The sequence below is a fragment of the [Mycobacterium] manitobense genome (assembly GCF_025821665.1).
Lineage (GTDB): Bacteria > Actinomycetota > Actinomycetes > Mycobacteriales > Mycobacteriaceae > Mycobacterium > Mycobacterium arseniciresistens.
The window spans coordinates 129,292-145,144 of the sequence record NZ_JACKSJ010000148.1; the positions used below are offsets into that span (position 1 = coordinate 129,292).

Sequence of the window (15,853 nt, forward strand, 5' to 3'; positions counted from 1 at the left end):
ACAACAACTCAACTCCGCCACCACACTCCCGAAAGTTTCCAGGAGTCATCATGACCAGTGAGGCCATTCTCGCCAGTCGAACCACATCACCCGCCATGCCGGTGCCCGCCGACATCGCCCCGCCCTCGGCTGTGCTGCCGCTCAACAACACCCGGCCGGCGCCTGCAGCCCCCGAACTGGGTCAGCGACACCGCTACCTGTTGCGGATCGCCGACGTGGTGGCGCTGACCGCGTCCGCCGCGCTCGGTGCGACGGCGCTCAATCTCGTCAGCCCGGTCAGGGCCGGCAACCTCGGCCTGCGCGACCTCGTCGTCACCGTGCTGGCGATGGTGGTGGCCCTGCACCTGCACGGGCTGTACCGCAGGCCCGCATCGCGATTGCGGCCGAGCGGCTGGTGGCGGCCGACGGTGATCGCCCGCTGCCTGCCGACGGCGGCGCTGCTCGCGCTCGGCGCCGACGCCCTGCTGTTCCACGGCGGCCGGATGACATTGACCTCGGCGGTGGCGATGACACTGCCCGCCGTCGCCCTGGTGCCGTTCGGACGAGGGCTGATGGTGCGGATGTTCGACACGCCGACCGTCACCCGGATCGTGGTGGTCGGCACGGGACCGATATCCGACCGGCTGACGGCGCGACTCAGCAGATGCGCCGACACCATCGTGGTCGGTCACGTCGACGACAACCCGGCACCGGGCTCCTCGGTACTCGGCGGCCTGGCCGATCTGCCCGATGTCTGTGCGGACCACCGCGTGGACCGCGTCATCGTCGCCTTCCCGAACGCGACCGACCAGGACACGCTCGACTCGCTTCGCATGCTGCTGGGTCAGGTGCCGGTGTCGGTGATCCCCCGGTTCTTCGAACTGCACAACTGGCGCAGTGAGGTGGAGGAGCTGCACGGGCTCGCTCTCATGCACGTGCCCGCGGCGTCGCTGGGCCTCAGCGCCCGGACTCTCAAGCGGGCCATGGACATCACGCTGGCGTCGTGCGCGCTGGCCGTGGTGGCGCCGCTCTGGCTGGTGATCGCCGTGGCCATCCGACTGGACAGCCCGGGACCGGTCTTCTTCCGCCAGGAGCGCATCGGACGGGCCGGGAAGCCGTTCCAGATCTTCAAGTTCCGCACCATGACCGACGGCGCCGCAGCACAACTGGACGCCGTCGCGCAGCACAACAAGGTGGACGGCCCACTGTTCAAGGCGGAGAACGATCCCAGGGTCACCCGCGTCGGCGGACTCTTGCGCCGCACCAGCCTCGACGAACTGCCGCAGTTCCTCAACGTCGTGCTCGGTGACATGTCGCTGGTCGGCCCGCGGCCGCTGCCCACCGACATGGCCGACGGACTCGACGGCGCCGCGCTGACCCGCCTCGATGTGTGTCCGGGCATCACGGGGCTCTGGCAGGTCTGCGGTCGCAGCGACCTCAACTACGCCGATCTGCAGCACCTCGACTCGGTGTACGTCCGGTCGTGGTCGCTGCTGTGGGACCTGCGGATCATGCTGCAGACGCCCCGGGTCGTCTTCGAGCGCAAGGGTGCGTACTAGATGACGCAGGTCGCCAGGGTCGAGACGGCCGAGGACCAACCCAAGGTCCGCGCCGGCTACCGGCCCGACATCGAGGGGCTGCGGGCGGTCGCGATCATCCTGGTGTTGCTCGCCCACGCCGGAGTGAGCCAACTCGAGGGTGGATACGTCGGCGTCGACGTCTTCTTCGTGATCTCCGGTTTCCTCATCACGCAGATGCTCGTCCGCGAGGTCCGCTCCACCGGGCGGCTCCGCGTCCGCCGCTTCTATGCCCGCCGGGCCCGGCGTCTGCTTCCTGCATCGGCGGTGACGCTGGTGGCGTCGGCCCTCCTGGCATGGTTGTTCCTGCCCCAGAACCGCTGGGTGAACACCGCTTACGACATCATGTTCAGCGCGGTATACGCGATCAACTGGCGATTCGCCGAAGAGAGCGTCAATTACATGCGGGCCGATGCCGCTCCGAGCATCGTGCAGCATTTCTGGTCGCTCGCCGTGGAGGAGCAGTTCTACATCCTGTGGCCGTGCCTGCTGATCGCGGCGGCGTTCTTCGCCCGGTTGGCTCGCCGTCGCAGCCTCAACGGCGCAATGCTGTGCGCACTTGCGCTCGTGGGTCTGCCGTCGTTGGCATGGTCCATTTACTACACCGAGACGAGCCCCGACAGAGCATATTTCGTGTCCACCACCCGGGTGTGGGAGCTCGCGCTCGGGGCGGCGGTGGCGATACTGGCGGTCAACGGACGAAACCTCCCGCGGGGCCTCGCCGTACTGGCCGGGTGGGCGGGTATTGCCGCGATCATCGCGGCGGGCGTCTTGTTCACCACCGAGACCCCGTTCCCCGGTTACTGGGCATTGGTCCCGACGCTGGGTACCGCGGCCGTCATCGTTGCGGGTCTCTCCGCCGACGGCAGGGGAACGGGGTCCGTCGGCTGGATCCTGTCCACCGGCCCGATGGAAACGGTCGGCCGCCTGTCGTACTCGCTGTACCTGTGCCATTGGCCGATCATCGTCGTGGCCACCGCCGCGCTGGGAACACTCGACACCGTCACGGGACTGATCGCGGTGTCCGCGGCCTTCATCCCTGCTTATCTCCTGCACCACCACGTCGAGAATCCGATCCGGTTCTCCCAGGCGGGATTGCAGTATTCGGGCCCGATGCTGAAGCTCGCCGCCGTCACCACGGTCGTCTCGTTGACCGCTGGAATGGCTCTCTACATCGCGAACTGGCCCCCCGCACCCCCGTTCGTGCCGCCCGCGATCACGGTGATGAACGGCGCCGGCACGACGAGTCCCGTCAGCCAGACCGGCGGCACACAGAACGCACAGCCGGTCGACAAGTCGAATCCCAATGCGATCCTCGGCGCTTCTCTGCTCCGCGATGATCCGCTCAACGATCCCAACGGGGCGCCGAAGGACAAGTCCGCTCACATCGTCCCCGATCCCCTGGTGGCGAACGAGGACTACACCCAGTGCACCCAGGTGATCGAGAGCGCTGAGGTGCGCTCATGCGCATACGGGAAACAGGACTCCGATGTCATCGTCGCCGTCGTCGGCGACTCGCACGCCAATCAGTGGGTGCCCGGACTGGCCAAGGTCGCCGAGAAGAAGGGCTGGGCGTTGGTGGAGTACACCAAGGCCGCATGCTCGTTCAGCGACGTCCCGGTGGCCACCAAGGACCAGAAGCCCTATCCCTCGTGCAACGAGTGGAGCGCGGCGGTGCTCGACCAGCTGATCAAAGAAAAGCCGACGATGGTGATCACCTCTCAGTCCTCCAAGGGCGTGTTCGTCAACGGTGAGCTCCGGTACGACCCTGTGGGACGCAGTGCGCTCGCAGCGGGCCTGCGGCGGTCCTACGAGGCGCTCACGAAGGCGGGGATACCGGTCCTGGTGATCCAGGACAGCCCCGCACCCACCCAGGACATCCCGGACTGCGTGGAGGCCAACACGGACGAACTCACCGCCTGCGCCGCCGATCGCGCCGTGATGGTCCCCGACGACCACGGCTCCGACCAGATGGAGGCGGTCCAGGGGCTGGGCAATGTCCGCGTCGTCGACTTCAACGATGCGATCTGCCCGACCGACAAGTGCGCGGCAGTGATCGGCAATGTGCTCCTCTACCGCGACAACAGTCATATGACCGGGACGTACGTGCGCACGCTCGTGCCGTTCCTCGACAAGCGGATATCGCTGCCGCAATGAACGTCCTGACCTTGCCGCCCAGCAGTCAGCCCGACAGCTCCTGCCTCTTCTTCGGGGCAGGCAACTGGGGCCGCAATGTCATCACGGCGTTCACCGCGTGCGGCGCCACCGCGAGCGGGTTCGCGGTGAACGGGACCGCGTCGACTCTGACGTGGCTGTCCACCGCCCATCCCGGGGTGCCAGTGTCGACCGACCCCCGGCAACTGCTCGCCACCGACGATGCCCCCACCGTGGTGATCACGACGCCGAAGGAGACGCATGTCGCCCTGGCGGAGCTGGCACTCTCCGACGGCAGACACGTGTTCGTCGAGAAACCGATGGCGCTCGATCCCGCCGACGGCCGGCGCTTGACCGCAATGGCGGAGAACCGTGGGCTGGCGCTCTTCACCGGGTTCACCTACCTCTACCACCCGGCCGTCGAGCGGTTGCGCGCCGCCGTCGGCCCGGATGACGTTGCGGCACTGCGGTTCGCGTGGCACCGCCCGGCACTCGAAGGCCCGGTCGAGTGGGAGTTGCTCCCGCACGACGTGGCATTGGCCATCACGCTCACCGATGAGATCCCGCATGCGATCTGCGTGTCCGGCGGTGGAGACACCGCCCGATGCTGGTGGACCACGTCCCGCGGGGCCACCGTGTCGATAGAGCTGACGGGCGCAGGCCCGGGGCCGAAACGCAAGCAGCTGACGTTGACGACCGCATCGGGTGAGTCCTGGGAGTGGTCCGACCACCGGCTGCGGCAGACGCCGGACGGGAACCGGCCACCCGGTGCAGACCCGGTCGACGCACAGTTCGCACCGAACCTTCCCCTCCTCCGCGAGGTGCAGTGGTTCCTCGACCATCGCACCGACCGCCGCGCGATGCGCACCGACATGTCGCTGTCCGTCGCCGTCACCGATCTCATCAAACGCGCGTTATCCACCCGACAGGAGCGTCCCGCATGATCTCCAAACCCATCACATTCGGCCGTGTCGCGGTCGTCGGTGCCGGCGTGTTCGGCGTGTCCGCCGCTGTGCGGTTGGCTGAAGACGGCTGGGAGGTGGACGTTTTCGAGGCGCAGCGCTCCATCATGAACGGGGCGACCGGCAACAACGTCTTTCGGCTGCACCGCGGATACCACTATCCGCGCAGCCTCGACACCGCGCTGGAGACCAAGGAGAGTGTGACCTCGTTCCTCGCGGAATACGGGGCGGCGGTCATCGATTCCGAGCAGCACCTCTACGCGGTGAGCCGTGTCGGCAGCAGGGTCACCGGCCAGGAATTCCTCGACCACTGCACCAGGGCGGGCCTGGAGTTCGAAGTGGTGAAGTCGCCGTTGTTGCGCGAGGACACCACGGAACTCGTCATCAGGGCAACCGAGTCGCGAATGGATCCGGTGCAGCTGAAGAACATCGGGTTGCGCCGGCTGGCGGAGTCAGGCGTGCGTCTCTACGGCGGCGTCGAGGCCGGACCCGATGTGGTGGACCACTACGACTACGTGGTGCTGTGTGGCAACGCACGCTCGAATGCGCTGATGCGAGCATGGGGCATCACACCACCCCGCCGTCAATTCGAGGTGTGCGAGGTCGCCATCATGAAGGGTGCGGCGTTGGGCGACACCGACATCGTCGTCATGGACGGACCGTTCAACTCGCTGTCCCCATACGGCCGCCGAGAAGACCTGCACATCCTCTACGACGTCGAACACAGCGTGCATCACCGGTCGATCTCGGAGTCCTTCGAGCCGCCCGAGGCGTATCGCGACCTGCTGACGAATCCGTGCGGAGAGCCCTCGGCGCTCACCGCTTTCGATGCGATGCGCGAGACCGCCAGCAGGTTCGTCAACGGGCTCGACGACGCCGAGTACTGCGGCTCACTGTGGAGTGTGCGTACCGTCCTGGCCGACGTCGACGCCACCGACGCGCGCCCGACGATCGTCAACTGGGTGGCGCCGACGGTCATGACGCTGTTCTCGGGCAAGCTCGTCACCGCCGTCACCGCGGCCGACACCGTGGTCGACGAGATGCGTTGCAAGCTGATGGAAGCGCCGCACTCCCTGGCCGCGGTCTGAGAACTCGCTACGGGGCGGTCACGCGCAAGCCGTCGTGCCAGACGATCTGCGTCCCGGAGCTGCCTGCATCCCGGTACACCCCTTGTTTGAGGTAGGCGGGTCGATCGCTCAGTGTCGGGCGGCTGTGCCGGGGCACGGCCAACACCCCGTCCTGCCAGACCTCCACGAAACCGATCGCGGGGTCAGCGGAGAACTTGGCATGCAGGACGTAGTCCGTCCACACGCCGGGGCGCACCGGCCCGATCGGACGGCGGTAGGGAATCGAGGGACCGTCACCCCCGAGTTCGAGCGTGTTCGCCTTGGACACCTGCAGGGTGAGCGGCGGCGATGAGTCGTCGCCCGGCAGCCACTGCATGAGCACGAACCAGCTGTCGCTGCCGCCACGCGGATTCTGAAACGTCTCGTCGAATTTCACCGACAGTTCGTAGAACCGCTCATCGCCCTCGGCGACGGCGGCACCCCTGGTCCGACCGTCGTCGGTGCGCACCTCCGCTCGCTCGCCTCCACCGAACGGTGGGACGTCGCCGTCGCGCACCTCGAAGCGAGCCGCACTCGGGTGGCCCGGCCCACCGTCGCCGACGCAGGCGCTGTACTCGCAGTACTCGCCCGGCGGCTCGTTCCAGTCACGGACATGAAGTGTGGCCCACTGGCTGAGGTCACCGGTGTCGTAATCGCCGGTGAACACCACACGAGACCCCGCGGGCACCAGGCATGCGTCGGCGGCGTCGCGGGGAGTCGCGCACAGCGGCGACGCAGGGGCCGGCGGCGCCGCGCAGCCGGCAGCGAGCCAGGAAAAGCAGATGACGGCTGAAACGATGGCCGCGCTACGCATGTCAGGGCGCCGTGACGCGGAGGCCGTCGTGCCACACCACTTGCGTACCACCGGCATCGGCATCACGGTAAATGCCCTGCTTCAGGTAACTGCTCTCGGTGGTCATCGTCGGCCGGTTGTACCTCGGGAGCACCAGCAGGCCGTCGGCCCACGCCTCGACGAATCCGACCGATGGGTTCTTCGAGAACTTCACGTGCAGTATGTAATCGACCCATTCGCCGGGCCGTACCTCACCGATCGACCGGTGGTACCTGCGGGGCACTCCGTCACCGCCGAAGTCGAGGGTGTTGCTCTCCGAAACCTGTAGCGCGAGCGCAGGGGCGCCGTAGCCGAACCACTGCATCACGATGAACCAGCCCGCGCTGGACACCCGCGGATTGCGGAAACTCTCGTCGAATTTCACCGACATCTCATACCAGCGCTCGTCACCCTCGAAGGCGTAGCCGCCGCTCGAGGGACCGTCCCCGGTGCGCACCTCCGCACGCTCTCCGCCGCCGAACGGCGGCACGTCCCCGTCCCGTACCTCGAATCGGGCGGCAGTGGAGTGTCCTTCGCCGTCGTCATGGACACATGCGCGATAGGTGCAGTAGTCGCCGGCGAACTGGCTCCAATCCTGGGTCTGCAGCGTCGCCCACTGGGTGAGGTTGCCGGTGTCATAGTCACCGACGAACACCACCCTTGATCCGACCGGCACCCGGGGCGGCTCGGTGGCGCAGCCCGCCGCCGTCGCCAGGACGGCGGCCGCCAGCGCGGCGGAGCGAAATCGCATGTCACCTCGTCCGGATCACATGGGCCGGCCGGCCGGCGACCACTGCGTTGGACGGTACGTCATGTAGCACGAGGCTGCCCGCTCCGATCACGGCGCCGTACGCCACCACCACGGAACCCAGGATGATCGTGCCGTTGCCGACCAGATTGTCGCCCTCCAGGACGATGTGCGTGCCCGGCATGCCGCCGCCGGGGTAGATCGGCGTCCCGGCGGGGGGAATCACATGGTCATCGCCGATGAAACACACCCGGCTGGAGATCAACACGCCGGACCCGATGGTGACATCCACCTCACAGAGCAGATCGCGCCCGATCCGGACATCGTCACCGACCCGGAAGAAGTTCGGGCTCAGAACATGTGCTCCGCCGCCGATCGAGAAGTTCTTTCCGACACGGACTTTCCTGCCGCTCATCACATGCATGCGGAGCAGGCGACCCTTGCGCACAGCCGTGCGGAGCGGCACCAGACGGGGTGAGATGGCCCGCTCGGCGGACGTCGTCAACCGCGCCTCGCCAGCGCGAGGAACGGTTCGACCATCCGGTCGGCCGAATACTTCGACCGCGCGAGCCGGGCCATCTGCGCGCAATCGAACGACCAGGGCTCGCGGTAGAGCGACCTGATGGCCTCGCAGCAGCCTGCCACGTCGTCGGTCTCGAACACGATGCTGTTGCTCGCATCGAGAGCCTCGATCTCGGGCGCGTGCGGATCATCGCGCGGATACAGTACGGGCACACCGAAGTACAGCGCCTGCGTGGCATTCAAACCGATGTATCCGGGGGCGAGAAGTCCACGGCAGCGCTGAAAGATCGGTGCCAACTGGTCGAGGTCGCTGACCCAGCCGTAGCACCGGACCTGCGCATCCAGGCCCGATTGCGCCACGCGATCGGCGATCGCACACTCCATCGGCCCCGACCCCACGATGTGCAGGACGGTGTCCGCGGGCAAGGCGGCACGGGCACGCTCGAACGCCTCGAGGCCCAGCAGCGGCTTCTTGTCGGGGACCAGGCGGCCGATCATCACCAGATCGGGACGGTCGGCCAACTCGCCCACCTCGAATTGCGACATCTGCTCGATCGAGTACAGCGAATTGCGCGCGGGCATCACGTTCTTCCGCGGGAACAGGGCCTGCAGCTCCGCGGCCTCCGTCTCCGTATACGTGATCAGCTCCGAGCACAGGCTCTCCATCACCCGGCGAATGCGGTTGTGTTCCGGTCGAGGTCCGCGCCGTGAGTGCGCATGCCCCCACGCGGCAGTGCCGCGCAGGGTGAGCAGCCGGCCGATCAACAGCAGCCACGAGGTCAGATTGCGCGGGTTGATCTCGATCACCAGGTTCCTGGCGAGGAATCCCCGCAGCAGGCAGCCGTGCTGCCACACCGCCCGGCGCCCGGCCAGGTAGCGGTTGCGCCCGGTGCGGGTCACGATGGGCGATGCGACATCGGTGACGACTCCGTCGCCGAATTGCGCGTCGCCGACCAGGAGCAGGATGTCCTCACCGGACAGTTCGAGCGCGCGCACGAACTCCTGGCGGTACGACGGCATCGCCAGTTGCGTCACGACCAGATCGCGTCGGCGCCGCACAGGAGTGTGCGCGCGGACCCGGTCGCCGGTCACCGAACGAATCGTGTCACTGGTCATCGGTCGTTGTCCTCCATCAGTGAGCGAGAACCGTTGTCGGTGCTTGCTGCCGCTTCAGCCGGTAGGCACCGGCCATCAGGACGAACTGCAGCGCGTAACCCACCGCCACGGCCCACGCGGCGCCGATCCCGCCGTGTATAGAGCCGAGTACCGCGATCAGCACCAGCGTGGTCAGCGCGCTGGTCCACACCGCGGCCGCCACCCGGGAGGCGCGATCGACGGCGTGCAGTCCGCTGGCGAACGCCGACGACATGGCGGCGAACACCAGGCTGCCGATCACGATCTGCACCACAGGCACGCTGGCGCTGTACTCGTCGCCGAGCAGTAGTGGGATCCAGTGGTTCGCCGTCATCGCCAACGGTGTGAACACCGCACCGGTGACGAGTCCCAGCACCGCGACCGCCCGGAGCGTCAGTGTCTCCTTTGTGGTCGCGAGGCGGGCCAGCAGCAGCTGTGTGTAGGTGCCGGGAACCAGGAGCAGGGCCGGCACCAAACGGGTGGCCGGCGCGAAGATGCCGGCGACGGCGGTGCCGGCCGCGAAGGACAGCACGGCGACGTCGATCTGTCGGACTCCCTGACCCGCGATGGCAGCCCAGAACGGCCGGAGCATCCGCCAGGTGGTTCCGTCGGGACGCGCCTCCCTCTGACCGGCCGCCGTCTCGTCGGCGACTTGCCGGCCGAGGTACAGGTTCGCGACTCCGGCGGTGATCAGCATGGAGAACGAGAACGCCCACACGAGATTTGCGGTCGAGGCGAACAGCAGAACCGCCAGCAGGGTGGGCAGCCTGCGCAGCAGGAACGCCGCGCCGACGGGGACCTGCTGGTTCCTCGACATGAGGTAGGCGCTGCTGACCTCCAGTTGGCGCTCGAGTGGCACCCACAGGCACAGCGGTAGGCATGCGACGAGCACGGCGGACCCGGTTGCGATGGCGAACGCCACGAGCACCGGAACCGAGATGAGCATGGTGGCCGCGGAGAGCATGCGCCCGGCGCGAAGGATCTTGATGATCGTCGTGGGGTCGTCGTGATGCCGGCCCACCGCGTAGGTGGCGCCACCGTCGGAGATCAGGTTGAGCGCCATGAGTGCGCCCAGCACCGCGGCGAATTCGGCGAAGTCGGACGGCCCGAGGCTCCTGGCGAGCACCAGCAGACTCAGCGCCTGCGCGGCCGTGGACGTGATGCGCGCGCCGCCGACCAGGCCCAGGGCCCTCAACATCGTCGTGCGCCGGCCGACGTTGACTTGGTACGCCACTGCCAGACCAGGAAGATCATGAACGCCACGGGAATCCAGTAGTACCGGTTGTAGATTCCCGGCGCCGTCTGCGCGAAGGCCAGTGCCGCCACGAACGCGGTGGCGACGACGCCGTGCAGGACGTTCCTCGGGTCGCGGCGCAGACAGTAGCGCGCGGCGAGTCCAGTCGCTATCACGACGCCCAGGAAGGCGAGCACACCACCGGCGGTCCAGGTCCCCAGGAAGTTGTTGTGCACGGTGAAGCGCTTCATCAGGACGTTGTCGTCGATCAGCATGCCGTTGCCGATGATGGGTGACTCGCGGATCTCGTCCATCGCACGACGAGCCAATTCCATTCGCGTTCCCGCGGTGTCGTATTCGGCCTTGGTGGTGGTGAAGCCGGTGGTCCGCAGCAACCGTTCGATCGGGTTGAGGGCGCCGAGGCCCTCCAGCTGGCTGAGTACGAACACGATGATCACCGACCCGGCGGCGGTGACGATGGTCGCGCGACCGAGGTGGATCGCCCGTGACAGCAGCAGGAACAGGACGGCGGCGAGCATGCCGAGAATTCCGCTCACACTGCCGCTGAGGATCAAACCCGTCGTGCAGATGGCCAGGATGCCGAAAGCGAAGATGCGGAAGCGTTTCGTCACTCCATTGCCGAACGCAGCGAGTGCCGCTGCGGCGGCCATCACACTGATGCCGGCGAGGTCGTTCTGGTGGGTGGTGATGCCGGTGAACCGCCCGTCGACAGTCACCTGACCACCCGGGATCACGTCACCGAAGAGAAGCTGGACGACGGCGCCCAACCCGCACACCGCCGCGCCGATCAGCCACCAGGCGACCGCCCGCGTCACGTGTCGCTGTTCGACGAGCAGGTTCAGCAGGATCCACGGCACGATGACGACCATGTAGACCAAGCGAGCCAGGATGCTCAGGCTGCCGACGGGATCGCTGCTGGCAGCCGAGGCCACCGCGCCGCCCACCACCAGCAGGGCGGCCGCCAGCCACAGCATCGGGGGGACCTGCCGGGGCGGACGCCGCATGGACAGCAGCGCGCAGAACCCCGCCCCCGCCATCAGGATGTCGCCGATCGGCAGCGCCAGCGGACCCCTCAGCAGCAACAGCGAGGTCAGCGCGAGCCCCGGGTAGAGCAACGCCCGGCCCAGGATGAGCAGGCCGTCGCGCTGCGGGCCGTCGGACGTCGGCGGTGAGCTCGCCGGCATCCGCTCGATGGGATCGCCGCGCTGAAGGGTCACTTTGTCGCGGCGCCGATCTCAGCGTCGAGCCTCGGCGACAGGGTCCGGACATAGGTCCCTGTCAGGTGGCTCGCATCGCGGTAGACCAACACGTTGCCGATGACCGCGGCGCACTGCTCCGTCGGGCAGATGGCTCCGTTGAGGTCGATGATGGTGACGTCGTCGAGCCCGGCCTTCGCTTCGAACTGCTCCGCGCCGAGATCGCCGGGCACCATCTTCGACCGGTCACCGGCGCACTTGGTGAGCTTGTCCGGATTCTGTTGTACGCATTCGGGTATGTCGAACGTCGGGGTCGGCGTGTCCTGGATGACCACCACCGGGATACCGGCCTTGTTCAGCGCCTCGTAGTTGCGCCTGAGGCCCTCCGCCAGCGCACTGATGTTGGCTGCGTCGAAGTTGGCCTGCCCGTCGAGTATCACCCGCTTCTTGATGCTGCTGGTGATCATCATGGTCGGCTTCTCCGTGGTGAGCAGCTTGTCGAGCAGGGACCTGCCCCACTCCTGGCAGGACGGGTACGGGTCGCCGTCCTTGGTGGTGGTCAGGACGTCGGCGAAGGAACACGCGGCCTTGGTGTACTCGACGAGCTTCCAGCCTCGCGCCGTGGCGACCTCGGCGAGGCCGGGCACCCACTGATTGGCATGGGAGTCACCGACGACCGCCACCACCGTCGAGGAGTCCTTCTTGCCGTAGACACACGACATCACGTCGCTGTTCTCTTGTGTCTGAGTGCAATCGGTGTAGTCATTGGCCGCGACGTTCGGCGCCGGAACGATCGAGGCGGACTGATCCTTCGGCGCGCCGTTCTGATCGCCCAGCGGTTTCGGGCCGAGCGCACCCGCGCCCACCACTGCCTTCGGGTCGAGATTCGCCTGCGGACCGGCGGCGCTCTGGTCGGCCGACGAGTCCCCCACCGCGACCTGGCCGATCGTCGGCGGCACGAACGGCGGCGGCGGCGGCCAGTTCGCCATGTACAGACCCATGCCGACGATCAGCGACACCACCGTGGCGACACCCGCAGCCCGCAGCATGTGCGCCGAGGTCGGGAACAGGTTGCGAGAGTATCGAATCGGATTCTCCACGAACCGGTACAGCAGGTAAGCCGGTATCGCCGACGCCGTCACCGTGATCAATCCCTCGACCGGGGTGAGCGGCCGCCCGAGTGCTGCAGCGGTGAACATCAGCACCGGCCAGTGGCACAGATAGAGCGAGTACGACATTCGCCCGACGACCTGCATCGGCGCGGTGCCGAGCACCGCCACCGGTCCGGCGCGGCCCGCGGTGAAGCCGGCGAAGATGATCGCCGCGGTGCCGAGGCACGGGATCAGGGCCCAGTAACCGGGATAGGGAAATTCCGTCGTGATGTAGAACGCCCCGGCGAAGATGGTGACCAAGCCGGCCCAGCCGACCACGATCGCGGCCGGCTTCGGCAGCTTCCAGGCGGTGAACGTGAGCATGGCCAGTGCGCCGCCGAGGGCGAATTCCCATGCTCTGGTGGTGGTGACGAAGTAGGCCTTGGCCGGGTTCTCCACCGAGTAGTACACCGACCACAGGAATGACGGCACACCGACGAGTGCGAATGCAGCGAGCAGCGCCGGACCCATCGCGCGCCGCCCGCGCTGGAACGTGCGGGCGGCGGTGTAGGCCAACAGGCATGGCCACAACAGGTAGAACTGTTCCTCGACCGACAGTGACCAGAAGTGTTCGAGGATGCTCTCCGTGGAGTTCTGGGAGAAGTAATCCGTGCTCTCCGCGGCCAGTCGCCAGTTCATGCTGTACGTCGCGGTGGCGATGATGTCCTGAGCGGTGGGAATCCACCGGCTGCGCGGCAGCAGCACGATGGTGAGAACGGCGACAGCCACGAAGACCACGGTGGGCGCGGGCAACAGCCGTTTGGCACGGCGGCCGTAGAAGCGTCGCAGTTTCAGACGCCCCGTCGTCCGCAGCTCCTGGACGAGCAGTTGCGTGATGAGGAAGCCCGAGATGACGAAGAACACGTCCAGCGACACGAAGCCGCCGGGGAAGAACGGCACGCCGGCGTGCCACACCATGATCATCAGGATGGACAGGGCGCGCAGCCCCTCGATGTCCTTGCGGTGAGCACCCGCCTTCGGGGTGGCGACCGCGGTCGCCTTCTTACGTGTCGGGCCTGCGGGCGGCTTGTCCTGCGCGGCGGCGGGGCCGCGCTCCACGGTGTACGTCACCGTCGCCCCTCTTCTGCGTAAGTGATGTCAGGCATCTCGACCCCCCGGGGCACAGGCGACCGGCCGCTCGCCGGCGGCATTGGCCCGGAACCACTCGTAGGCCTCACGGATGCCCTCGTCGAGTTCGATGCGCGGTCGCCACCCGGTCGCGGCGATGCGGGAGACGTCGAGCAGCTTGCGCAACGTCCCGTCAGGCCGGGAGGTGTCCCAGGTGATACGGCCCGTGAATCCGACCGCCGCGGCGACGTGTCCCGCCAGCGCTCGAATGGTGAGATCCTCTCCCACACCGATATTCACGATCTCCGGGTCGTCGTAGGTGTCGAGCAGGTGCACGATGGCACGGCCCAGGTCGTCGGCGTGCAGGAACTCCCGGCGCGGCTCGCCGGACCCCCACAGCACCACCTCGTCCCGGTTCTCTTCGACCGCCGTGTGGAACCGGTAGATCATGCCGGGAAGTACGTGTGAGTTCTCCGGGTCGAAGTTGTCGCCCGGGCCGTAGAGATTGGTCGGCATCGCCGCGATCCACGGCAGTCCGTACTGCCGGCGCACCGCGCGCAGGTGGGTGATGCCGGCGATCTTGGCCACTGCATAGGCCTCGTTGGTCGGCTCGAGCGCACCGGTCAGCAGCGACGACTCCGGAATCGGTTGCGGCGCGTGTTTGGGGTAGATGCAGGACGACCCGAGAAACACCAACCGGGGCACCTGGAGCTCGCGAGCGGCATCCATCACGTTCACCTGGATGCGGACGTTGTCGGAGAGGAACTCCGCCGGCGACGCGTCGTTGGCGGCGATACCGCCCACTCGCGCCGCCGCCAGCACCACCACGTCCGGCCGCAGATCATGCAGGTAGTCGAATGTCGCCGCGCGGTCCCGCAGGTCGAGCTGCGAAGAACCGACACCTGCGATGTCGTCGAATCCGGCCGCCACGAATGCGCGCTGAATCGCAGAACCGGCCAGGCCCCGGTGGCCGGCGATGTACACCCTCGCGTCCCGGTCGAGGGGCGCCACGTCAACCACGGCTTCGGACTTCCGCGAGCGCCAGCTCGCTGTCGGCATCGACCATCAGCCGCGCCAGATCCGGCGCGAGCACCTTGGCCTTCCAGCCCAGCACTTCCCGCGCCTTCGACGGGTCCCCGATCAAAGAGTCCACCTCCGATGGACGCAGGTAGCGATCGTCGAACTTGACGTAGCGCTGCCAGTCCAGCCCGGCGTGGTCGAACGCGAACTGGACGAAGTCCCGCACCGAGTAGGCGGTGCCGGTGGCGACCACGTAGTCATCAGGTCGTTCGGCCTGCAGCATCAACCACATGGCCTCGACGTACTCCTTGGCGTAACCCCAGTCGCGGACGGCGTCGAGGTTGCCCAGATAGAGGTCGCAGTCCAGGCCGGCCTTGATCCGCGCCACCGCGCGGGAGATCTTCCTGGTCACGAACGTCTCGCCGCGACGGGGTGATTCGTGGTTGAACAGGATGCCGTTGACCGCGAACATGCCGTACGCCTCGCGGTAGTTGCGGGTGATCCAGTAGGAGTACACCTTGGCCGCCCCGTACGGACTGCGCGGCCAGAACGGCGTGTGTTCGTCCTGCGGCGGTGGGCTCGCGCCGAACATCTCCGAACTCGACGCCTGGTAGAACCGGCAGTTCAGGTTGATCATCCGGATGGCCTCGAGTAACCGGGTGGTCCCCAGTCCCGTGGTGTCGCCGGTGAACTCAGGCTCGTCGAAGCTCACGCGCACATGGGACTGGGCGGCGAGGTGGTAGACCTCGTCCGGCTTGATCCGCTGCAGCAGGGTCACCAGACGCGACCCGTCGGTCAGATCGCCGTAGTGCAGGAAGAAGCGAGCACCCTCCACGTGGGGGTCGGTGTAGATGTGTTCCAACCGTCCGGTGTTGAAGGTCGATGCGCGGCGGATCAGCCCGTGCACCTCGTAGCCCTTCTCGAGCAGGAGTTCCGCCAGGTAGGACCCGTCCTGCCCGGTGACCCCGGTGATGAACGCCCGTTTCATATGTTGCACTCCCGCCCCGTTCGTCACTTCGATGCCGCGCTGGCAAACGATCCCCTGGTTGCAGTGCTTACACGGTGATCAAGGCTTACGCGAACGGAACAGCAATCTTTTACCTCGATTTTTCGAGATCGTTTTATTACCTCAGGCGTAAGAAATTGACT

Annotated in this window: 13 protein-coding genes; 4 read left to right on the forward strand and 9 right to left on the reverse strand. The window is 67.1% G+C overall.

From position 1 onward, the window contains the following. Window positions 1-50 precede the first annotated feature (50 nt). The 4 genes from H7I41_RS18295 to H7I41_RS18310 are packed head-to-tail and all read left to right on the forward strand — an operon-like array spanning window position 51 to window position 5,760. Complete coding sequence (locus H7I41_RS18295) at window positions 51-1,538, forward strand: sugar transferase (RefSeq protein WP_264014018.1); 1,488 nt, start codon at window positions 51-53, stop codon at window positions 1,536-1,538. Continuing rightward, window positions 1,539-3,713: an acyltransferase family protein gene (locus tag H7I41_RS18300; RefSeq protein ID WP_264014020.1), complete on the forward strand. Its 2,175-nt coding sequence runs from the start codon at window positions 1,539-1,541 to the stop codon at window positions 3,711-3,713. Further along, window positions 3,710-4,654: a Gfo/Idh/MocA family protein gene (locus H7I41_RS18305; RefSeq protein ID WP_264014021.1), complete on the forward strand. Its 945-nt coding sequence runs from the start codon at window positions 3,710-3,712 to the stop codon at window positions 4,652-4,654. The genes H7I41_RS18300 and H7I41_RS18305 overlap by 4 nt, the downstream gene beginning before the upstream one ends. Then, window positions 4,651-5,760 carry an FAD-dependent oxidoreductase gene (locus tag H7I41_RS18310; protein WP_264014023.1) on the forward strand — a complete coding sequence of 370 codons (1,110 nt, stop codon included), beginning with the start codon at window positions 4,651-4,653 and terminating at the stop codon, window positions 5,758-5,760. Before H7I41_RS18305 ends, H7I41_RS18310 begins: the two co-directional genes overlap by 4 nt. A gap of 7 nt (window positions 5,761-5,767) precedes the next feature. On the opposite strand, the gene H7I41_RS18315 is transcribed toward H7I41_RS18310, so the two are convergent. Genes H7I41_RS18315 through gmd form a run of 9 tightly spaced genes read right to left on the reverse strand, consistent with a single transcriptional unit; the run spans window position 5,768 to window position 15,692 of the window. After that, window positions 5,768-6,592: a polysaccharide lyase family 20 protein gene (locus tag H7I41_RS18315; RefSeq protein WP_264014024.1), complete on the reverse strand. Its 825-nt coding sequence runs from the start codon at window positions 6,590-6,592 to the stop codon at window positions 5,768-5,770. A gap of 1 nt (window position 6,593) precedes the next feature. Next, a complete protein-coding gene (locus tag H7I41_RS18320; RefSeq protein WP_264014025.1) occupies window positions 6,594-7,361 on the reverse strand; it encodes a polysaccharide lyase family 20 protein in 768 nt (255 codons plus the stop codon). 1 nt (window position 7,362) lies between these two features. After that, complete coding sequence (locus tag H7I41_RS18325) at window positions 7,363-7,863, reverse strand: acyltransferase (protein WP_264014026.1); 501 nt, start codon at window positions 7,861-7,863, stop codon at window positions 7,363-7,365. Further along, window positions 7,860-8,996, reverse strand: coding sequence for a glycosyltransferase (locus tag H7I41_RS18330; RefSeq protein WP_264014027.1), 1,137 nt, complete (start codon window positions 8,994-8,996; stop codon window positions 7,860-7,862). Before H7I41_RS18330 ends, H7I41_RS18325 begins: the two co-directional genes overlap by 4 nt. Before the next feature lie 16 nt (window positions 8,997-9,012). After that, window positions 9,013-10,248: a lipopolysaccharide biosynthesis protein gene (locus tag H7I41_RS18335; protein ID WP_264014028.1), complete on the reverse strand. Its 1,236-nt coding sequence runs from the start codon at window positions 10,246-10,248 to the stop codon at window positions 9,013-9,015. Further along, complete coding sequence (locus H7I41_RS18340) at window positions 10,206-11,453, reverse strand: O-antigen ligase family protein (RefSeq protein WP_264014029.1); 1,248 nt, start codon at window positions 11,451-11,453, stop codon at window positions 10,206-10,208. Before H7I41_RS18340 ends, H7I41_RS18335 begins: the two co-directional genes overlap by 43 nt. 29 nt (window positions 11,454-11,482) lie before the next feature. Beyond that, window positions 11,483-13,687, reverse strand: coding sequence for an acyltransferase family protein (locus tag H7I41_RS30345; RefSeq protein ID WP_264014030.1), 2,205 nt, complete (start codon window positions 13,685-13,687; stop codon window positions 11,483-11,485). A gap of 27 nt (window positions 13,688-13,714) precedes the next feature. After that, the gene (locus tag H7I41_RS18350) at window positions 13,715-14,743 is read right to left on the reverse strand and encodes a GDP-L-fucose synthase family protein (RefSeq protein ID WP_372503769.1); all 1,029 of its coding nucleotides are present in this window, start codon (window positions 14,741-14,743) and stop codon (window positions 13,715-13,717) included. After that, on the reverse strand, window positions 14,697-15,692 hold the full coding sequence (gene gmd, locus H7I41_RS18355) for a GDP-mannose 4,6-dehydratase (protein ID WP_264014032.1): 996 nt from the start codon (window positions 15,690-15,692) through the stop codon (window positions 14,697-14,699). The genes H7I41_RS18350 and gmd overlap by 47 nt, the downstream gene beginning before the upstream one ends. Between the last annotated feature and the right edge of the window lie 161 nt (window positions 15,693-15,853).